The 19,846-nt window shown below is 61.0% G+C and carries 17 protein-coding genes; 14 read left to right on the top strand and 3 right to left on the bottom strand.

Annotation, left to right across the window (positions count from 1 at the left end; all coding sequences use genetic code 11):
- The first annotated feature begins 252 nt into the window (after positions 1-252).
- The 9 genes from argS (at position 253) to GOB90_RS14960 (ending at position 8,758) form a co-directional block, all read left to right on the top strand.
- The gene (argS, locus tag GOB90_RS14995) at positions 253-2,040 is read left to right on the top strand and encodes an arginine--tRNA ligase (protein WP_146889196.1); all 1,788 of its coding nucleotides are present in this window, start codon (positions 253-255) and stop codon (positions 2,038-2,040) included.
- Positions 2,037-2,981 (top strand): SPOR domain-containing protein, encoded by a 945-nt coding sequence (locus GOB90_RS14990; protein ID WP_146889199.1) that lies wholly within the window; start codon positions 2,037-2,039, stop codon positions 2,979-2,981. Before argS ends, GOB90_RS14990 begins: the two co-directional genes overlap by 4 nt.
- A complete protein-coding gene (locus tag GOB90_RS14985) occupies positions 2,956-3,834 on the top strand; it encodes a segregation and condensation protein A (RefSeq protein WP_146889237.1) in 879 nt (292 codons plus the stop codon). The genes GOB90_RS14990 and GOB90_RS14985 overlap by 26 nt, the downstream gene beginning before the upstream one ends.
- Positions 3,831-4,700, top strand: a complete 870-nt coding sequence (scpB, locus tag GOB90_RS14980; RefSeq protein WP_146889202.1) for an SMC-Scp complex subunit ScpB — start codon at positions 3,831-3,833, stop codon at positions 4,698-4,700. The genes GOB90_RS14985 and scpB overlap by 4 nt, the downstream gene beginning before the upstream one ends.
- 37 nt (positions 4,701-4,737) lie before the next feature.
- Positions 4,738-4,872: a hypothetical protein gene (locus GOB90_RS19570; protein WP_260175990.1), complete on the top strand. Its 135-nt coding sequence runs from the start codon at positions 4,738-4,740 to the stop codon at positions 4,870-4,872.
- Entirely contained in the window at positions 4,865-5,482 is a 618-nt protein-coding gene (tatB, locus tag GOB90_RS14975; protein WP_146889205.1) for a Sec-independent protein translocase protein TatB, read from the top strand. Before GOB90_RS19570 ends, tatB begins: the two co-directional genes overlap by 8 nt.
- 55 nt (positions 5,483-5,537) lie before the next feature.
- A complete protein-coding gene (gene tatC / locus GOB90_RS14970; RefSeq protein WP_146889208.1) occupies positions 5,538-6,299 on the top strand; it encodes a twin-arginine translocase subunit TatC in 762 nt (253 codons plus the stop codon).
- The gene (gene serS / locus GOB90_RS14965; RefSeq protein WP_146889211.1) at positions 6,299-7,582 is read left to right on the top strand and encodes a serine--tRNA ligase; all 1,284 of its coding nucleotides are present in this window, start codon (positions 6,299-6,301) and stop codon (positions 7,580-7,582) included. The genes tatC and serS overlap by 1 nt, the downstream gene beginning before the upstream one ends.
- Positions 7,583-7,768: 186 nt before the next feature.
- The gene (locus GOB90_RS14960; protein ID WP_146889214.1) at positions 7,769-8,758 is read left to right on the top strand and encodes a transglycosylase SLT domain-containing protein; all 990 of its coding nucleotides are present in this window, start codon (positions 7,769-7,771) and stop codon (positions 8,756-8,758) included.
- Positions 8,759-8,892: 134 nt separating this feature from the next.
- Here GOB90_RS14960 and GOB90_RS14955 read toward each other — a convergent pair whose 3' ends face one another.
- Both GOB90_RS14955 and GOB90_RS14950 read right to left on the bottom strand, forming a co-directional pair.
- Positions 8,893-10,584 (bottom strand): long-chain-fatty-acid--CoA ligase, encoded by a 1,692-nt coding sequence (locus GOB90_RS14955; protein WP_242012077.1) that lies wholly within the window; start codon positions 10,582-10,584, stop codon positions 8,893-8,895.
- A 24-nt stretch (positions 10,585-10,608) separates the two neighbouring features.
- Complete coding sequence (locus tag GOB90_RS14950) at positions 10,609-11,907, bottom strand: OmpP1/FadL family transporter (RefSeq protein ID WP_146889219.1); 1,299 nt, start codon at positions 11,905-11,907, stop codon at positions 10,609-10,611.
- 310 nt (positions 11,908-12,217) lie between these two features.
- Here GOB90_RS14950 and GOB90_RS14945 point away from each other — a divergent pair, with 310 nt between their 5' ends.
- The 5 genes from GOB90_RS14945 (at position 12,218) to GOB90_RS14925 (ending at position 18,658) form a co-directional block, all read left to right on the top strand.
- Positions 12,218-13,354 (top strand): thiolase family protein, encoded by a 1,137-nt coding sequence (locus GOB90_RS14945; RefSeq protein ID WP_146889222.1) that lies wholly within the window; start codon positions 12,218-12,220, stop codon positions 13,352-13,354.
- Entirely contained in the window at positions 13,354-15,702 is a 2,349-nt protein-coding gene (locus GOB90_RS14940; protein ID WP_146889225.1) for a 3-hydroxyacyl-CoA dehydrogenase/enoyl-CoA hydratase family protein, read from the top strand. The genes GOB90_RS14945 and GOB90_RS14940 overlap by 1 nt, the downstream gene beginning before the upstream one ends.
- Positions 15,703-15,719: 17 nt before the next feature.
- On the top strand, positions 15,720-17,510 hold the full coding sequence (locus GOB90_RS14935) for an acyl-CoA dehydrogenase C-terminal domain-containing protein (RefSeq protein WP_146889228.1): 1,791 nt from the start codon (positions 15,720-15,722) through the stop codon (positions 17,508-17,510).
- A 74-nt stretch (positions 17,511-17,584) separates the two neighbouring features.
- Positions 17,585-18,085: a PaaI family thioesterase gene (locus GOB90_RS14930; RefSeq protein ID WP_146889231.1), complete on the top strand. Its 501-nt coding sequence runs from the start codon at positions 17,585-17,587 to the stop codon at positions 18,083-18,085.
- Positions 18,086-18,253: 168 nt separating this feature from the next.
- Entirely contained in the window at positions 18,254-18,658 is a 405-nt protein-coding gene (locus tag GOB90_RS14925; protein WP_146889234.1) for a MerR family transcriptional regulator, read from the top strand.
- Between the two features lie 13 nt (positions 18,659-18,671).
- On the opposite strand, the gene hrcA is transcribed toward GOB90_RS14925, so the two are convergent.
- Complete coding sequence (hrcA, locus tag GOB90_RS14920) at positions 18,672-19,706, bottom strand: heat-inducible transcriptional repressor HrcA (protein ID WP_264813031.1); 1,035 nt, start codon at positions 19,704-19,706, stop codon at positions 18,672-18,674.
- Between the last annotated feature and the right edge of the window lie 140 nt (positions 19,707-19,846).

Raw genomic sequence — 19,846 nt, 5'->3', positions numbered from 1 at the left:
GACTCAGGATCATCTCCGCTGAGGGCAATCCGACCGGCAGCACTACCTCCAGCCACCGGAACAGGCCGCAACCGGACGCCCGCACGACCGGCCCGGCGGAACCCGAGCGCCCCCGGAACCCCCACACGCAGCATCCACCCGCCACAGAAGATTCCGAAGACCCGTCGCGTTTCGCGGCATTGCGCGGTATGACGGCATCCGCCGTGCCGCACCGATTAACGCGGCCACCGGGAAAAGGGGGAGCCCGCACGTATGTCTGACTGTCTGTTCCAACGCTACCGCGCACATGTCGTGGACGTTCTGCGCCGTGTGGTGCCGGAGATCGGGGACGAGGTTCTGGCCCGTGTGGAACTGACGCCAACACGCGATCCGGCGCATGGAGACATGGCAACAAACGCGGCCCTGCTGGCGGCAAAACCGGCCCGGCGGAAGCCGGCCGACATCGCGGCGGACCTGGCAACCGGCCTGCGGGAAACCCCCGGTATCACACGGGCCGAAGCCGCCGGTCCCGGCTTTGTGAATATCACCTTCGATCCGGCGGTGTTCCAGAGCGTCATCCCCGCCGTGCTGGGCGCGGCCGAGGCCTATGGCGATTCGAAGCTCGGCGCCGGCACGCGCGTCAACGTCGAATATGTGTCCTGCAACCCCACCGGACCGATCCATGTCGGACATTGCCGGGGCGCCGTGGTGGGCGATGCACTGGCCAGTCTCATGCAGAAGGCCGGATACGACATCACCAGAGAGTTCTATATCAACGACGCCGGCGCGCAGGTGGCGGCCCTCGCCTGGGCCACCTACTGGCGTTACCTCCAGGCCATCGGAACGTCGCTGACCGAAGATGAGTTCGACGCGTTGGTGCCCGGCGGGCTGCAATATAAAGGCGACTATCTGATCCCGATCGGACAGGCCCTGGCCGAGGCGCACGGTACAACACTGGCCGAAGACGACGCACGCCCCGCAATACCGAATCGCTGGTTCACCCTGGTCCGCGAGTTCGCGGTGGCCCGGATGATGGAAGGAATCCGCGAGGATCTCGCCTCACTGGGCGTGTCGCACGGCGTCTTCACCTCCGAGGCAAAGGTGCTGGCTGACGGCGTAACGGACCGGGCCATCGGCGAGCTGGAAAGCAAAGGCCTGCTCTACGAAGGCGTGCTGGAACCGCCGAAAGGCAAACTGCCGGACGACTGGGAAGCCCGGCCCCAGACCCTGTTCAGATCCACGGAATTCGGAGACGACGTGGACCGCCCGCTGCGCAAGTCGGACGGATCAAACACCTATTTCGCCAACGATATCGGTTATCACCTGAACAAGGTGGAGCGCGGCGAAAAGGTGCTGATCGACGTGCTGGGCGCGGATCACGGCGGCTATGTCAGCCGCATGAAAGCCGCCGTAAGGGCGCTGACGAACAGCCAGGTGCCGCTTGAAGTGGTGCTGTGTCAGATCGTGCATATCGTGCGCGACGGGCAGCCGGTGAAAATGTCGAAACGGGCCGGAACCTTCGTGACGCTGCGGGATCTGCTGAACGAAGTCGGCCGCGACGCGGTGCGCTTCACGATGCTCACCCGCAAGAGCGACGCGCAGATGGAGTTCGACCTCGATGCGGTCGTGGCCCAGACGCGGGATAATCCCGTGTTCTACGTGCAGTATGCCCACGCGCGATGCCGCTCCGTGCTGCGGGCAGCGGAAGAGATGCTCGGCGCGGAAGCCGTCACACCCGTCGCGCTCAGCAGGGCCGTGCTCTCCGATCTGACAGCCGACGTGGAACTGGCGCTGCTGCGGCGCATCGCAGGCTGGCCACGTACAGTGGAAAGCGCGGCCCTGGCACGGGAGCCGCACCGGATCGCCTTCAGCCTTGGCGATCTCGCCGCCGATTTCCATGCGCTGTGGAACCGGGGCCGGGATGACGCGACCCTGCGATTCCTCCAGCCGGACGCACCGGAAGCCACGCTGGCACGCGTGGCGCTGGTGGCGGCCACGGCAATAACCCTGCGATCAGGTCTGGCCGTCATGGGCGTGGAACCCGTGGAGGAAATGCGATGACAGAGCGTGACGACACACCGCCCGACCCGCATGAAGACCGGCTGAACCGCGCGCGCGAGCGGATGAGCGCTGATTACGACGACACACCGCCGCCACGCCGCGCAACGGGCCGTAAATGGTGGGAACCCGGCACTCTCCTGCCCGCAGATCCGATGACCAGACGGCTGACCTGCGGCGCATTCGGCCTCGGGGCGCTGCTGGTGCTTGGCATCGGCGGATGGACCCTGCTCGGTCATCACCAGAGCGGCATCCCCGTGATCGGACCGCCGGCGGAACCCGTCCGGGATAAACCAGCCAATCCGGGCGGCATGGAACTGGACGGCGCGATGGCACCCGCCGATGTCCCGGCAGGCGCTGCGCATCTGGCACCCGGCCCCGAACAGCCCGATCCGGCCGCACTGGCGGCACGTTATGGCGGCAAGGCTAAGGAAGACGCCGGGGAAACCGGCACCGGGGATGAGAACACGCCCCCGGCGGCCACGACCGGAGACGGAAAGCCGGCCGCTCCCGCGAACACGCCCGCCGACGAAGCACCCGGCTCAGACACCGCAAAGGACAGGCCGGCAGCCCTGCCCCCGGCCTCCGAAACCACCCCGCCCGCCGGAGACGCGGCCTTGCCCCCGCCGGTTCCGTCCGCGAAAAACACGGCACCAGCCGCCGCTGCCGCGTCTGAGGCACCGGTCCCCACGGCAACCGGCCCTTACGGAGTCCAGCTGGCCGCCGTGGATTCCGAGGCTTCAGCGTACAAGGAATGGGACCGGATCAAAGCCATTTCACCGGATCTGTTTGCCGGACACGCCCCGCTGGTCGAAAAAGTCGTGCATAGCAACGCCATTTTCTACCGGCTGCGGATGCGTGGCTTCGACAGCGTCGCCGCCACCCAGGCCTTCTGCGTGAAAATTCGTGACCACGGACATGCCTGCAACCCGCTCCGTCCCTGAAATGCCGGACAGTACACCCGTAGCGGAAACGCCCGGAGCCATAACCTCCGGCCAGGAAACGGCCCTACGGTCTCCGCTTCTGCATCTGGACGGGTTCGATGGGCCGCTGGATCTGCTGCTGGATCTGGCCCGCGCGCAGAAAGTCGACCTGGCGCGGATTTCAATCCTGCAACTCGTCGAACAGTACCTGGCCGTCGTGGAATCCGCCCGCTCGATCCGGCTTGAACTGGCGGCGGACTGGCTGGTCATGGCAGCCTGGCTCGCCTGGCTGAAATCACGCCTGCTCCTCCCGCCCGAGGAAGGCCCGGACGAGGACGCCGAAGACGCAGCGGAACTTCTCGCCGCGCGGCTGGAAGAACTGGCCCGGATCAATGCCGCCGCCGCCTGGCTGGCCGGGCGCCCCCAGCTCGGACGGGACATCTTCGCACGCGGCGAAAGCGAGTCGCTTGTGGAAATCGACCGCTCGGGACTGGCGCTGGATGTACCGCAGCTGATGCGGGCCTATATGGCCGCCATCCGGCGAACAGTGCGCCACCGTATCTATACACCCCGGACAATCCGGTTCTGGACCGTGCAGGATGCGCTGAGCCGCCTGAAACGCCTGCTCGGAGACACGCCGCCGGGCTGGAGTTCGCTGGATGCGTTCATGCCCGACCTGCCCGTGCCGGCCGATGAGAAAGAAGGCATCCAGGTGCGCCGGGCAGCCATGGCGGGAACGCTGATCGCAGGGCTGGAACTGGCAAAAAGCGGAATGCTGGAGCTGAAACAGGACGAGGCATTCGGTCGGATCATGCTCAGACCGCAGAACGCTGAAACCGAAAAGACAGACGCGGAACCGGAGACCGCCGCATGAGCGAAACAGAAGCGCTGCCGGAAGCCCCGGAGACAGAGATCATCGATATCGCCCCGCCGGAGACCAGCCCTGATTTCACCCCGGAAGACGATCTGGCGGAAGAGATCATAACGATCACGGAGCCTCTCTCCGAAGACATCCCGGCACCGGAACCAGACCCGCCGTCCGAACAGGCGGTGCGTCTGGTCGAGGCCCTGATCTTCGCCAGCACCGAGCCGGTCAGCCCCCGCACGATTCTGTCCGTGCTGGAAGGACGCGAGCTGATCCCGGATTCGGTGGATGACCTCGGCGCCTGCGTGCGGGCGGTTCTGACCGCCCTGGTCGCCCGGTATGAGGGCCGGGGCGTCGGCCCGGTCGAGGTCGCCGGTGGCTGGCAGTTTCGCACTGCCCCCGATCTCGCCCCGCTGCTGACACGAGTGCTCCCGAAACCACGTCGCCTCCAGCGTGCGACAATGGAAACCCTGGCGATCATCGCCTATCACCAGCCCTGCACACGGGCGGAAATCGAGGAAATTCGCGGCGTCAGTGTCGGTCAGAACGCGCTGGATACGCTGATCGGAGAATCGCTCATCGCGCCCCGTGGCCGCAAGGAAGTGCCGGGCCGCCCGGTCCTGTGGGGAACAACTCCTGATTTTCTGCGATTTTTCGGGCTTCAAAGTCTCAACGATCTGCCGCGCCGCGAGGAACTGCTCGGCGATATGCCAACCTCTCCGAAAATCGCCCCTGCCAGCGGCACCAGCGATCTGCTGCTGCGGAAAACGCCACCCGATGAGGAAACACCGGACAGCGACACAGACCCCGACATGCCGTCAGACGAAGAGCCGTCGCCGGACGAGATCACCGGTCAGCCCGATGCCGGCGCGTAAGACCGTCACGTCACCCGGTTTGCCGCCGGAACAGGTCATGATAGGTCTCTTCCCGGCTCCGGCAATCCTGCCGGTTCTGCTGCGATATGATGTGTGCATGCGCCTGACCGCGGCGCCCGGTCTCCTGTCCGGGTCGCGAGGCAATGCCGGAACCGGCGGGAACGATGTTTGATTTTGCCTGGTCGGAATTTGCGCTGATCGGGGTGGTCGCCCTTCTGGTCATCGGCCCGAAGGATATGCCGGTCGCAATCCGTACCGTCGCGAAGGCCGTCCGCAAAATGCGCGGACTGGCCGGCGAGTTCCAGTCCCATGTGGATGAAATGGTGCGGGAGGCCGATCTCGGCGAGGTCCGCGATCACGTCCGGAGCCTGCGCAGCCTGGACGTGCGCGGAAAAATCATGCGCACGATCGACGAGGACGGTCGCCTCCGGCGCTCGCTGGACGATCCGATCGCCCGGCCGCCCTCACTTTCCGGCACATCCGGGCAGACGGCGGCGCTCCCGTCCCACGGCGACACGACGCAGCCCCCTCATGTTCTGCCGCCCCCCGGTCAGTCCGCGCCGGACGATTTCCTGCCGCATATCCCGGTTCGGGACTATTCCTTTCCGGACGCCGGCGCGTCCGAAGCCCCGGCCTGCATCCCCCCCTCCGTCGCGCGGCGTATCGTCATGGGCCGCGAGCATATGATGCGAACACCCGCGTTCCTCCCCCCCGTCCGGGTCCTGCACGGAGAGCGGCGTATCGCACCGTTTGACGCTCCGGCACCGGAAAAGCAGGCGTGATGACAAAGATAAAGGAGGACGCGTCCTGAAAGACGATACTATCCAGGACGAGCCCATGCCGCTGCTCGACCATCTGGTCGAACTGCGCCGCCGCCTGATCTGGTCCGCCGTAAGCTTCGCCCTCTGCTTCGCCCTCTGCTACCATTATGCGGGCGATATCTACCTGTTTCTGGCTAAACCTCTCGGCGACATCATGCGCCAGAAGGGCGAGCAGCCGCATCTGATCTATACGGCGCTGTACGAAGCGTTCTTCACCTATATCAAGGTGGCGATCTTCGGCGCGGCCTTCCTGTCGTTCCCGGTCATCGCCATGCAGGCCTGGATCTTCATCGCGCCCGGACTTTACCGCTCGGAGAAACGCGCCTTCGCTCCGTTCCTGATCGCCACCCCGATCCTGTTCCTGCTCGGCGCGGCGCTGGCCTATTATTTCATCTTTCCCGTCGCCTGGCGGTTCTTTCTCTCCTTCCAGACCTCCGGCGGAGATGACGGGCTGCAGATCCAGCTTCAGGCCAAGGTGTCGGAATATCTGGCGCTGGTCATGAAACTCATCATGGCCTTCGGGATCGCGTTCGAACTGCCGGTGGTCCTGACCCTGCTGGCCAAAGTCGGCATCGTCACCTCGGCACAGCTGAAAAAAATGCGGCGTTATGCGATCGTCGGCGCCTTCGTGGCGGCGGCCATCCTGACCCCGCCAGACGTGATCACACAGACCGGACTGGCTGTTCCGCTGATCATCCTTTACGAAATTTCCATTATATCGGCGCGCCTTGTCGAGCCGAAACCCCTTCCCGGGACAGACGATAAAGAGGCCCCCTGATGCACGATATCCGCGCCCTCCGCGCAGACCCCGACGGTTTTGACGCCGACCTGGCCCGCCGCGGACTTGCGCCCGTGGCAGCCTCTGTCCTGGCGCTCGACGAGGAACGCCGGGCAGCACAGACAGCGACGCAGCAGCGCCAGACCCGCCGGAACGCGCTGGCGAAAGAGATCGGCGCGATCAAACGTCAGAAAGGCGACAGCGCGGCGCAGGAAGCCGAAGCCCGCACCCTGCGCGAGGAGATGGAGCAGCTCGACGCGAAAGCCCAGGCGCTCGATACCGAAGTCAGGGCGGCCCTGGCGGTCATCCCCAACCGGCTCGATCCGGCCGTTCCGCCCGGCACGGATGAAACAGCGAACATCGTGGTCCACGAGCGCGGCACACCACGGAATTTCGCCTTCACCCCGAAGCAGCATTTCGAGCTCGGCGAGGCGATGACGCAAAACGGCCAGCCACAGATGGATTTCGCCACCGCATCGAAACTGTCCGGCGCACGATTCGTGCTGCTGCGCGGCGGGATCGCCCGGCTTGAGCGGGCGCTGGGCCAGTTCATGCTTGATATGCATGTCAACGACCATGGCTACACTGAAACGCAGGTCCCGGTTCTGGTCAGCGAACCGGCGATGTACGGCACGGACAAACTGCCAAAGTTCGCCGACCAGTCTTTCTGCACCCGGGAAGGCTTCTGGCTGGTGCCAACGGCGGAAGTCCCGCTGACAGCCTCCGTCATGGGCGACATCCTGGACGAAGCCCGGCTGCCCGTCCGCATGACGGCCCTGTCCCTGTGTTTCCGGTCCGAAGCCGGGTCCGCCGGACGCGATGTGCGCGGAATGCTGCGCCAGCATCAGTTTGAAAAAGTCGAAATGGTGTCGGTCGTCGCGCCGGAAGACAGCGAAGCCGAGCACGAGCGGATGACAGCCTGCGCCGAGCGCGTGCTGGAACTGCTCGAAATTCCGTTCCGCCGGATGGCCCTCTGCGCCGGCGACACAGGCTTCGGTGCCTCGCGGACGTTCGATCTGGAAGCCTGGCTGCCAGGCCAGCAGGCATGGCGGGAAATCTCCTCCTGCTCCAACACCCGGGACTTCCAGGCACGACGGATGAACGCACGTTACCGCCCCCAGGGTGGTGGCTCGCCGGTTTTCGTTCACACGCTCAACGGGTCCGGACTGGCTGTGGGGCGCACGCTCATCGCGGTGATGGAAAACTGGCAGAACGAAGACGGTAGCGTAACGGTCCCACCGGTTCTGCGCCCGTATATGAGCGGTCTTGAAAAGCTGATCTGACAGCGTTTTTCACCCTTCGCGTCAGACTCATCAGGCCGGATCTCTCAGCCCCCTGAAATCCGGCCTGCGCCGGCCGCCCGGTTTGCCCGATAAACCGGGGCCGGCCTTCCCGTCGCTCCGGAGCACGACGCCCGGATCAGACCGCATAACGCCTGATTAACTGAATCGGGTCATAATGCGTCCCCAATGCGTCGCGTTCTTTCCTTTCTGTTCATGGTGGCGGCCTGTCCGGTCGTATCGCGCGCCTCCGCGTTTCCACTCATTGCCATGCCGGATGCGGCCACCGCCCCCGCCGGAACGGCGGCCGCATCCCCGGCCTCCCCGGCCCTGCCCGCAGCCCCCGTCAGTCCCTTCCCATTACAGCGCGGCTTCCTGTCTCCGGGTGACACTGGCCTCTGCACCCAGGCCGCGCTGGCAGCCGAACACAGTACCCATATCCCCGACCAGTTCCTCGTCGCCATGGGCCGCGTCGAAAGCGGACGACACCTGCCCGACGGCGAGCTTGTGGCATGGCCATGGACCGTCAATGCACAGGGCAAAGGGTATGTGTACGACACGAAACAGCAGGCCATCGAGGCGGTTCGGGACTTTCAGAGCCGGGGAATCCGGTCGATCGATGTCGGCTGCCTTCAGGTCAATCTCCAGCAGCACGCCGATGCCTTCCCCTCGCTGGAAGCAGCATTCGATCCGATGACCAATGCGCGATTTGCCGCGCGTTTCCTCGTGGATCTGTTCGGACGGACAGGAAGCTGGCCACGCGCGGCGGCAGCCTACCACTCCTTCACCCCCGATATCGGAACAGCCTATCAGTGGAAAGTGCTGGAATCCTGGGCTGCCCCCGCTGACGGATTTACAGGGCACGGCGGCACTTCCGCATCCCGCCCCTCCGGGCACAGCACGCCATTCGCACATGGCCCTCAGCCCGTCGTCGCCTACTCCACCCAGGCCGGCGCCCTGGCGAGCGCCAGAGCCATGTCCGGCGCCAAAAGCAGCGGCGGCGGCGGCGCGGCGCAGCCCTCCTCCTCCGAAAGCACCATTCATCCCGGCGTCCACGGCTACAACCCGCCCCCTTCGCGGCCGACTACCGCCGGCGGATCAGGACGCACACTGGCATCTTATCGTGCCTCACCCATTCACATGCTTCGGCAGGCCATGAACAATCCCGCCCGCTTCTGAAAACGAGGGCGGCCCCTTCAAAGCCATCTGACCCGGACTCTGCCCGCACCCGGCAGGGACCAGAGGCCCCCGGCCTTTGGTGGGTTTCAGGGCAAAGCCCTGAGAAAAACAACATGTAACGCAAACATATCCGCTTAACCCACCGCTCTTTCCGGCATGGGTGCAACATTACTGTAAAGGCTTTCCCGGGCGATAAGATCCTTGCGTGAAAGCTTGCCAATCAGCGTTTTCGGCAAGGTCTCCCTGAAAACAATCTCACGAGGCCGCTCGATTTTAGAAACGAACTGACCGACATGATCGAGAAGTTCCCGCTCCGTTGCCCGCATCCCGTCCTTCAGCACCACAAAAGCCTTCGGAGCCTGTCCCCTGTAATCGTCAGGAACCCCGATCACAAGCACTTCAAGAACAGCCGGATGCCGGTAAAGAGCTTCCTCGATCACATGCGGATAAACATTGTACCCGCCACAGATAATAATATCCTTCAGACGATCAACCAGATAAAGATAACCATCCTCATCAAGATACCCGACATCCCCCGTTCGCAAAAATCCGTCTTCTGAAAACGGATTGTCACAATCCTGCCCGGCCCAGTAACCCGGCATCACCTGAGGCCCCCGCACCCATACCTCTCCCGACTGCCCCGTGGATAACAGTGCGTGCGGCGGTGAAATCTCCCGGATCTGCAACTCCGTCCCCGCAACCGGCAGACCACAGGAGCCATCACGCGACGCACCGAGCGGATTGAAGGTAATAACCGGAGACGTCTCGCTCAGACCATACCCTTCAATAACCGGACAATGCGCCGCTTCCTCGAACTGTTTACGCAACGTCACCGGCAGCGGCGCTCCTCCCGATATAACAGCCGTCATGTGCTGAAAGCTCCCGGGCCGGATCGTCTTCTGCCGCAGCAACGCCGTCAGAATAGTCGGTACGGCCGGAAACACCGTTACTTTCGTGCGAAGAATGGTGTCGAGCGTGGTCTGCGCATCGAACCGGGGCAGCAGAACCATCGTGCCCATCCGGTCTGTCGCCAGAAGCATGACCGTCATCATCGCAAACACATGAAACAGCGGCAACACGCCCAGAATAACCTGCGGACCAGCCAGCGCCTCGCCAATCCGTTCGCTGATCTGCCCGAGATTAGCCAGCAGATTGCCATGGGTCAGCATGGCCGCCTTAGGTGTTCCGCTCGTCCCTCCCGTAAACTGAAGGACCGCGACATCATGCAGCGGATCAATGACAACCGGCACCGGCAAAGCACGGATTACGATAAGATCATGAAAAGTAATCAGCCGGGAATCATGCCCGAAGCGCACCAGTTCAGACGACTTGAAAGCCCGGAAGAGAAAGGACTTCCCCCAGGGCAGCGCCTCCGTAAAAGGGCAAACAATAATATGATGAATCGGACATTCACGGGTCGCGGCTATGGCCGGCCTGGCAATCACGGCCAGATCTGTCACCACAAGAACAGAAACGCCCGATGTCAGCAGAACCTGATGGATCTCGTGTTCAACGTAGAGCGGATTGATATTAACGACAATCACGCCGATTTTCTGCGCCGCAAAAAACATGATGACAGAATAAGGTATGTTCGGAAGACACAAACCAATCCGGTCTCCCTTTTTCATCCCGGCAGCCTGCAGACCGGCCGCCGCATGCTCCGCCGCATGAAACAGATCCCGGTAGTTCGTTCGCCGTCCCAGAAAATCGATCGCCACCGCATCGGGTTTCTGTGTCGCCGCCCGGGTCAGAAGGCCGGATAACGTCTGAACGGGACTGTCCGGTAACGGCATGGCAGTAAAACCCTGTTCCGTAAAACTATCCATATCGAAACTCCCCGGGCAACAACATCAGAAATGAGTTCTGACCCCGAAGCCGACGACATTTGCATGATTGCTGTATTCGCCGACCAGCTGTCCCGCCGTCGCCGAGGAAGAACTGTTGATGGGTGCCGAAGCGAAAAACAGATGAGCGAAAGAAAGTTCCATCGTCAGTTGACGGATCGGTGAATATTCCGCGCCAAAACCGATCGTATAACGGCTGGAATCAGGCGCCCGGCTGAAACGGCTTTCCGCATCAGACGGAGACTGATCGTAGCTGAACCCGCTATGGAGCGTTACGTTCGGCAGAACGCGATAAGCGGCACTCACACCGCCAAACCAGGAATTATGCCAGCCCACGGGGATCGATGTGTCCAGTCCGTTATGATCCGAAACGGCATTGAGCCCCTGCAATAACGACCAGTGGGTCCACTCACCCTGCATCATCAGAGTCCAGCGTTTTGAAAGCTTCCTTGTAAAGCCGAAAGATACGGAATCCGGAAGCGTCACCTGCATTTTCGAATGGCCGCTCTCGGCGGCGAGAAGACCATTGACCTGCGGCTGAGCGGCTTCCAGCGAAAGCGGCGGCGCAAATTTCAGTTTGGTTGCAATCGGAAACGACATGCGCGAACGATAGGTAACGCCAATCTGCGTATCGTCATCCACCCGGTAAATCGCTCCGGCAGAATAGCCGAAACCGAAACCATTACCGGCCAGACTCGCATTGGTGGGACCATAAGCATTCAGCGCGCCCAGATTTGCCGTCTCCGTAAAACGGCCCTGAAGAAAACCAAAGCGCGGACCAACACCAATCGAAAGCCGGGATGTCACCTTCCAGGAAACCGCAAGATCCAGTTCATAACCCGTGATGGATGTCACAAGACTCTGATACCGCCCGGTCCAGTTCTCCGGATAATTCATCCGGATTCCCCATGGCGTCGTGGCGGCATAACCAACCGCCCAGCGATCACTGATTTTCCAGACCCCGTAACCCGACCCGGTCGCGCTCGGACTCACATCCTTATTGCCGTTCGTGCCCGTGGTTCTGACATTGGGCGCCAGATAGTTCTGACCGGAAAACTGAGCGGACGGACCAATATAAAAAGCGTTGCCCTCAATTTCACTGTATTCAAGCAGCGACATACCGGCAGGATTGAGCAGCACGGTTGAAGCATCGGTTGCCCGGCTGACCCCGCCAACATAGGCGCTGGCAACCGATGTCGCGTCGGTTTCCCTCAGTTCTATTCCGGACGCAAAAGCCGCGCAGGGCGCGAAAAAAACCAGTGTCGCCGCGGTACCAAGCGCCGTGGCATGCGGAAAATGTTTCATTGTTTTTTCCTTCCCGGCGCCGGACTTCCATAAAAGCCCGGCCTGCCGGTGATCACCTTCTTTTGGGTGACGTTAACGTTACATTCTAAGCACAGAAAAAAAGCCGTGCGCAAGAAAATCTCACGGTCAACCGCCCTTTTCCGTTCACGCTCTCTTGAGCATAAAGCCGAAAATCAAGGAATCGTGCGTACCAAAGAAAATATCTTTGCATGAGTATCATTCATGTTATGAATGCATTGGTTTCCGCATACGTCATCCACACAAGAATAACAGAAAGCGGGATGGCAAACGGACCCGGAGGAGTTTTCTCATGAATTCAGTGGTCATTGCAGGATATGTGAGGTCGCCATTCCAGCCGGCGCGCAAAGGAACCCTGGTGCGAACCCGACCGGACGATCTCGCGGCCCAGGTCGTCCGGGCACTGATTGAACGCACCGGCGTCTCTCCGGCCGATATCGAGGATCTGATCCTCGGCTGCGCCTTCCCCGAAGGCGAACAGGGCCTCAACATCGGCCGCATCGTCAGCATCCTGGCAGAACTGCCCCTTTCCGTCGGCGGAGTGACGGTCAACCGCTTTTGCGGATCATCCATGCAGTCCGTCCACATCGCGGCAGGCTCTGTCGCGCTGGGCGCCGGCGAGGCCTTTATCTGCGCCGGTGTCGAAAGCATGACCCGTGTGCCGATGGGCGGCTTTAACCCCATGCCCAACCCATCGCTTTCGCGAAAACGTCCCGGCGTCTATATGGATATGGGACTCACGGCTGAAAACGTCGCGAAAAAATACGAAATCAGTCGGGAACAGCAGGAACAGTTCGCACTTCGCAGCCAGACCCGTACACGGGACGCGGTCAGCGCCGGACGACTCGCCGACGAAATCACAGCAATCCTGACACCCGATGGCGCCATCACAAAAGATGGCTGCCCGCGCCCGGAAACCACGGCAGAAGGCCTCGCCGGACTCAAACCGGCTTTCGACACGGCAGGCACCGTTACCGCCGGCACTTCCTCACCGCTGACGGATGGTGCCGCCGCCGTTCTCGTCTGTTCGGAAAATTACGCTGACCGTAACGGACTTGCGAAAATGGCCCGTATCCGCTCAATCGCGGTGTCCGGCTGCGAACCGGAAATCATGGGCATCGGTCCCGTGCAGGCCACCCGAAAAGCACTGAGCCGCGCCGGGATCAATATCGGTGACCTGGATGTCGTCGAACTCAACGAAGCCTTTGCCTCCCAGTCCCTGGCCTGTATCCGCGAACTCGGACTGCGCGATGACACACTGAATATCGACGGGGGCGCCATTGCGCTCGGACACCCCCTGGGCGCCACCGGAGCGCGGATCGTCGGCAAGGCGGCACAGATTCTGAAACGCGAAAACGCCCGCTACGCACTCGCAACACAATGTATTGGCGGCGGCCAGGGCATCGCCACGATTATGGAGCGGATCTGATGAGCCAGTCCGTAAAACCCATCCCGGCTTCAGAGGAAAACCGCATACTCTCCCGCGTCTGCGTCATCGGCGCCGGCGTGATGGGAGCCGGCATCGCAGCTCATATCGCCAGTGCCGGCGTGCCGGTTCTGTTGCTTGACCGCGCGGAAGGCGGGGATCGCAGCAGCCTGGCAAAAACCGCGATCGAACGGATGCTGAAAACCGATCCGTCCCCCTTCATGGACCCCGCCACGGCGAAACTGATCACCCCCGGCAACATCGAAGACCATCTCGCGGATGTCGCCGGCTGCGACTGGATTCTCGAAGCGATCATCGAACGCCCGGATCTCAAACAGGCCCTTTATAAAAAACTTGATGCCGTGCGGCATCCCGGCACCCCGGTCAGTTCCAACACCTCCACAATTCCCCTCCACACGCTGACGGAAGGCATGCCGGAGGCTTTTAAAAAAGATTTCCTGGTCACGCATTTTTTTAACCCTCCCCGCTATATGCGCCTGCTGGAAATCGTGAGCGCGCCGGAAACCGATCCCACCCACGTCACGAAACTGACCACGTTCTGTGACTGTGTTCTTGGAAAGACCGTCGTAAAAGCAAAGGACACACCGGGCTTCATCGCCAATCGCATCGGCACATTCTGGATGCTGGTCGCCGTAAAAACAGCAATCGATTCCGGTCTCACCATAGAACAGGTGGATGCCGTCATCGGCCGACCCTTCGGAATCCCGAAAACCGGCATCTTCGGACTGATCGACCTGGTCGGCGTGGATCTCATTCCGCATATCAATGCGAGCATGAAAGCCACCCTGCCCGCAAACGATCGCTATCGTGATTTCGCGGATGACATCCCGCTCATCGGCAGAATGATCGAAACCGGCTATACCGGCCGGAAAGGAAAAGGCGGATTCTATCGCCTGAATCGAAAAGGCAGCGAGAAAATAAAGGAGTCTGTTAACCTGTTGACAGGCGAGTATGTGCTTTCCGAACGTTTCATCCTGCCACCCCATCTGAAACGCGCTGAAGACCTCATGACTTCGGACGACCGGCTCGGTGCCTGCGCCCGCCAGGTGATGGGCGAAACACTCGCTTACGCCGCCTCGCTTGTGCCCGAAATTTCAGATGACATTGCCGGCATCGACAAAGCAATGGAGCGTGGGTTCAACTGGAAGAAAGGGCCTTTCGCTCTGATCGACCAGATCGGGCCAGCCCGTTTCGCAACCCTCCTGCAATCCCTCGATATTCCGGTCCCGCCGCTGGTCGCCAGAGTCGGAACCGGCCGATTTTATGAGGAGCGGGATAACGTCCCGCATGAACTTACCCCCGCCGGCACTTACAAACCCGTTCCCCGTGCAGAAGGTATCCTGCTGCTGGACGACATCCGTAAACGTGGCAAACCGGTTCTCTCCGGTAAATCAGGCGCGTTGTGGGATATTGGCGACGGCATAGCCTGCTTTGAAATCACCACAAAAATGAACACGTTCGATGAGAACGTCCTGACCATCCTCGAAAATGCCATCACGCATGTGAAAGATCATTTCAAAGCCCTGGTGCTCTATACGGATGCCGACAATTTTTCCGCCGGCGCCAATATCGGCCTCGCACTTTTCGCTGTCAACATGGCCGCCTGGAGCGAAACACTCAAACTGGTGCTCAAAGGTCAGAAAGTCCTCAAGGCCCTGAAATACGCGCCCTTCCCGGTCGTCGCCGCACCGGCAGGCCTGGCGCTGGGCGGCGGGTGCGAGCTGATCCTGCATTCGGACGCGATCCAGGCACACGCCGAACTCTATACCGGCCTCGTCGAATGTGGTGTCGGGCTGATCCCCGGCTGGGGCGGCTGCGGTGAGATGCTGCTGCGCCTCCGGGCCGACCCGCGCACGCCCCGGGGACCAATGCCCGCCACCCGCGAAGTCTTCGAAATGATCGCAATGGCCCGCGTCTCAAAATCCGCCGCCGAAGCACGGCGGATGCATATTCTGAGAAAGACCGACGGAATCACGATGAATCGTGACCGCGTTCTGGCTGACGCAAAAACCCGTGCCCTGACAATGATCGAAGGCTACGTGGCGCCGGAGCAGCCCGAATTCCACGTGCCCGGAGAAGCCGGATACACCGCCTTCACCATGGCGGTGGACGGTATGGTCCGACAGGGCACGGCTACCCCTCACGATCGCATCGTCTCCGGAGAACTTGCCTCGGTCCTGACCGGCGGCAGCCACGACGTGACGGAAAACGTCAGCGAGCAGCAGATGATGGATCTCGAAAGCAGATCCTTCATGCGTCTGATCCACACCATCCCAACTCTCGACCGGATCGAACACATGCTCGAAACCGGCAAACCCCTCAGAAACTGAACGAAGGGGAGACAGAAATGCAGACCTACACGCCACCGCTCCGCGACATGAAATTTGTCCTCACCGAATTGCATGATTTTACACGCATTACGAAACTTGAAGCCTTTTCAGAAATCGATGCGGAAACCATGGAAACCGTGCTGGAGGAAGCCGGAAAATTCGTATCCGAAGTGCTGCTGCCGCTGAATGTTGTCGGCGACCGGGAAGGCTGCCACCTCGAAAACGGCGTCGTACGCACGCCAGCCGGTTTTCGCGAAGCCTACGCAGGCTTCTGTGAAGCCGGCTGGGCTTCCGTCACCGGGTCGCCGGACTATGGCGGCCAGGGCCTCCCCGAAAGCATCGGCATGCTGATCTCGGAAATGATCTGCTCGACCAACCTGTCCTTCGGACTTTACCCGGGCCTGACGAACGGCGCGATGACAGCACTTCGGAAATACGGATCTGAAGAGCTGAAATCTTTGTACATGCCAAAAATGATCACCGGCACATGGTCCGCAAGCATGTGCCTCACCGAAGCGCAGTGCGGAACGGATCTCGGACTGGTACGCACGCGCGCGGTTCCAGCCGGAGACGGCACATGGAACGTGACCGGATCAAAGATTTTCATTTCAGCCGGCGAACACGACCTGACGGAAAACATCATCCACATGGTGCTCGCCCGCCTCCCGGATGCGCCCGCCGGGATCAGGGGAATCAGCCTGTTCCTGGTGCCGAAATTCCTGCCCCGCGCAGATGGAGGCGTCGGACCGCGTAACGGCGTGGTCTGCACGGCGCTCGAACATAAAATGGGCATCAAAGGCTCGGCAACCTGCCAGCTCAGCTTTGACGATGCGAAAGCCTGGCTGGTGGGGCAGCCGCACAAAGGCATGCAGGCCATGTTCGCGATGATGAACAGCGAGAGACTGGGAGTCGGTATTCAGGGACTTGGCATTGCCGAAGTCTCCCGTCAGAGCGCGGTCGCCTACGCGAAAGATCGCCTCCAGGGCCGCTCACTCGCAGGCACCCGGTATCCGAAACTGCCCGCCGACCCCATCATCGTTCACCCGGATGTGCGCCGGATGCTGATGACCATGCGCGTGATCGCCGAAGGTTGTCGGGCGCTGGGAACATGGGTGACCAATGAACTGGATATTGCCGAACACAGCAGGAACAATGAAGAATGCCGAAACGCCGAAGACTTCGTCGCGCTGATGACACCCGTCGTGAAAGCCCTGTTCACGGATCTCGGCAGCGAAGCCGCCAGCCTGGCCGTGCAGACCTATGGCGGGCACGGTTATATTGTCGATCATGGCGTCGAACAGTATGCGCGGGATTCCCGTATTACCATGATTTATGAAGGAACAAACGGAATCCAGGCCCTGGACCTCGTCGGGCGCAAGCTGCCCGCGCATATGGGACGCAACCTGCGCGGCCTGTTCCATCCCGTCGCCGGTTTTATTGAGCAGCACAAAACCCATCCCGCTCTCGGTAAGATGACGGAAGAGCTGGAACGTGCCTTCGGCGCGCTTCAGCTCGCAACCGGACAGATCGCTCAGAAAGGCATGGCAGACCCTGAAGAAGCAGCCGCGGCCGCAACGGATTACCTTCGCCTGACTGGTCTGGTGGCACAGGCTTACCTGTGGGCACGTACCGCGAAAATCGCCTTATCGAAAGCAGATACGGAAGGCCCCGACAAAGCCTTTTATGCGGCCAAACTCACTTCGGCACAGTTCTTCTACGATCGCATACTTCCCGATACAGCAGCACTCTGGCTAAAAATTAAATCCGGGAAAGCCTCCATGATGAGCCTGCCCGAAGAAGTCTTTTGATATATTCACCTCCCGTGTCCGTGCTGCCTGACCGGACAGCACGGACAGCCACCGTTCTGACGAGGATCGATAGTATGTCCGCGACGGACCTGAACGAGCCCGCGGCCCCTCTGCCGAAAGGTTTCGTGCCTTTGCCGGTGCTCAGTGAGTCCGGCTTCGATTCCCTCATCGGTTCATTCAGCATCAGGGACGATGACAACCGGCTCGTCGCCGGCTTCCGGATCGAGCCCAGACACTGCAACCATGCGGGAACCTGTCACGGTGGCATGCTCGCCACAATCTGTGACGGCTATCTGGCAACGACCGCAATGTATGAAAATAATCTTCAGGTCCCTATCCTGCCAACCATCTCACTCACAGTCGATTTTCTCGCGCCAGGCCCAATCGGTGCATGGGTCGAATTTCGCGCCGACGTGCTCCGCGTCACCCGAAATACTGTGTTCGTACAGGGTATCGGCCGGATCGACGGCAATCCCGTTGTCCGGACCAGTGCAGTCTTCAAAAGACCACCACCTGATCCGGAAGGCTTCGACACAGGAGCGAAACTTCGTGATTTTTTAAGAAAACCCACCTGACCGCAAGACACACGACCAGCCTCAGGCCGGTATGCGGCGCGCAAGGAGCTGGCGGGGCTGACACACCCGGGAGAACATGCTGAATTTATCGTAAATCGATGACAGGCCACACACCCACAGCAGACCCTGATCCCGGAAACAGACCGGCGCACCGGTAAGGAACCCTATATGCCCTCTGACGAAAACACTTCCGGCAACCAGACGTTTTCCGTCACCGAACTGGCGCGCGATCTGAACATAACCCCGCGTTCACTGAGATTTTATGAGGACAAGGGACTCCTCACGCCCGCCCGCCACGGAACCACACGCGTCTACTCAACCCGGGACCGTGCCCGCGTAAGACTGATCATTCGGGGCAAGCAGCTGGGATTTCATCTCCGTGATATCAAAGACTATCTCGATCTCTACGATGCCGATCCCAAACATCATGCCCAGAAAATGCTGCTGCTCCGAAAAGTGCAGGCCCGTATGCGGGATCTCAACGCCATGAATGCCGCGATCGCCGCCACGCTCTCCGATCTCGAAAACATTCAGCAGGCCCTGCTGGAATCCTTCGATCAGAATGCAGCCTGACAGCACTCAGACGTTACCCAAGCATCTGACCGATAATACGCGCGGTATAATCGAGCACCGGAATAATACGCCCGTAATTGAGCCGTGTCGGACCGATCACCCCGAGCGCCCCCACGATCCGGTTTGATTCATTCCGGGCCGGTGCCACCACCATCGACATCCCCGAAACCCCGAACAGACCACTCTCCGCGCCGATAAAGATCCGCACCCCGTCTGAGTTTTCCGCGAGCTCAAGCAGGCGCAACATCGCATCCTGCTTTTCCAGCCGCTCAAACAACATCTGAATCGTCGACAGACGCTCGATTTCCGTCACATCCGTCAGCAGATTGCCCTGACCACGGATAATCAGCGTGCCACCCCGCCCCTCATCACTCCATGTCGCCAGCCCGCTCGCAACAACTTCCGTGGCAAGCTGATCGAGATGTGTCTGGTCCGCCGCCATTTCCTCGTCGACCCGGGTTCTCAGCTCAGGCAGCGTGCGCCCGGTCAGACGCGCATTCAGATAATTGGCCGCTTCATTGAGCGTCGAGGACAGCATGCCAACCGGCGTTTCAATAACCCGGTTTTCAACCTGACCGTCCGCCCCTACCAGCACCACCAGCGCGCGATTACCGCCCAGACCAACAAATTCGATATGCTTGATGGTGCCTTCACTCTTCGGAGCCAGAACCAGACTCGCGGCCTGCGACAGCCCGGACAGCATGGTCGAGGCTTCGGCAAGCGTGCCTTCGAGCGAGCGACCCCGCGCTTCCAGAGAGCGGGAAATGGCCTCACGCTCATCCTCGCTGAGACTGCCGAACTGGAGCATGCCATCGACAAACAGCCGCAGTCCCTTTTCAGTCGGAAGACGTCCGGCGGAGGTGTGAGGAGAAAACAGCAGCCCCGCTTCCGTCAGATCCGACATCACATTGCGAACCGTCGCCGGCGACAGACCCATCGGCAACCGATGAGCAAGCGTGCGACTGCCCACCGGATCACCCGTTTGCAGATAATGCTCCACAAGTTCGCGCAGGATCGTCGCCGAACGCGTATTCAGACTTCCGGTCACCACGCCGGGTCCGGGCAGAAGACCGAAATCTCTGAGTGTCTGACCGAAAATGAGTTGAGTGATTTCAGCGGGTTATGATTCATGGGTTTGCGATAACCTGATGAGATCAAGATGGCCTGGACTGAAATCACCCGAGCGCA

Origin of the sequence: Acetobacter oeni, assembly GCF_011516825.1 — a bacterium.
Taxonomy (GTDB): domain Bacteria; phylum Pseudomonadota; class Alphaproteobacteria; order Acetobacterales; family Acetobacteraceae; genus Acetobacter; species Acetobacter oeni.
The sequence above is the reverse complement of the archived record's forward strand: the minus strand, read 5'-3'. Positions and strand labels throughout refer to the sequence as shown.

Bases quoted from the DNA above. Each gene is read 5' to 3' on its own strand.
- argS (WP_146889196.1), top strand. From the start codon at position 253: ATGTCTGACTGTCTGTTCCAACGCTACCGCGCACATGTCGTGGACGTT.
- GOB90_RS14990 (WP_146889199.1), top strand. From the start codon at position 2,037: ATGACAGAGCGTGACGACACACCGCCCGACCCGCATGAAGACCGGCTG.
- GOB90_RS14985 (WP_146889237.1), top strand. From the start codon at position 2,956: ATGCCTGCAACCCGCTCCGTCCCTGAAATGCCGGACAGTACACCCGTA.
- scpB (WP_146889202.1), top strand. From the start codon at position 3,831: ATGAGCGAAACAGAAGCGCTGCCGGAAGCCCCGGAGACAGAGATCATC.
- GOB90_RS19570 (WP_260175990.1), top strand. From the start codon at position 4,738: ATGATAGGTCTCTTCCCGGCTCCGGCAATCCTGCCGGTTCTGCTGCGA.
- tatB (WP_146889205.1), top strand. From the start codon at position 4,865: ATGTTTGATTTTGCCTGGTCGGAATTTGCGCTGATCGGGGTGGTCGCC.
- tatC (WP_146889208.1), top strand. From the start codon at position 5,538: ATGCCGCTGCTCGACCATCTGGTCGAACTGCGCCGCCGCCTGATCTGG.
- serS (WP_146889211.1), top strand. From the start codon at position 6,299: ATGCACGATATCCGCGCCCTCCGCGCAGACCCCGACGGTTTTGACGCC.
- GOB90_RS14960 (WP_146889214.1), top strand. From the start codon at position 7,769: ATGCGTCGCGTTCTTTCCTTTCTGTTCATGGTGGCGGCCTGTCCGGTC.
- GOB90_RS14955 (WP_242012077.1), bottom strand. From the start codon at position 10,584: ATGGATAGTTTTACGGAACAGGGTTTTACTGCCATGCCGTTACCGGAC.
- GOB90_RS14950 (WP_146889219.1), bottom strand. From the start codon at position 11,907: ATGAAACATTTTCCGCATGCCACGGCGCTTGGTACCGCGGCGACACTG.
- GOB90_RS14945 (WP_146889222.1), top strand. From the start codon at position 12,218: ATGAATTCAGTGGTCATTGCAGGATATGTGAGGTCGCCATTCCAGCCG.
- GOB90_RS14940 (WP_146889225.1), top strand. From the start codon at position 13,354: ATGAGCCAGTCCGTAAAACCCATCCCGGCTTCAGAGGAAAACCGCATA.
- GOB90_RS14935 (WP_146889228.1), top strand. From the start codon at position 15,720: ATGCAGACCTACACGCCACCGCTCCGCGACATGAAATTTGTCCTCACC.
- GOB90_RS14930 (WP_146889231.1), top strand. From the start codon at position 17,585: ATGTCCGCGACGGACCTGAACGAGCCCGCGGCCCCTCTGCCGAAAGGT.
- GOB90_RS14925 (WP_146889234.1), top strand. From the start codon at position 18,254: ATGCCCTCTGACGAAAACACTTCCGGCAACCAGACGTTTTCCGTCACC.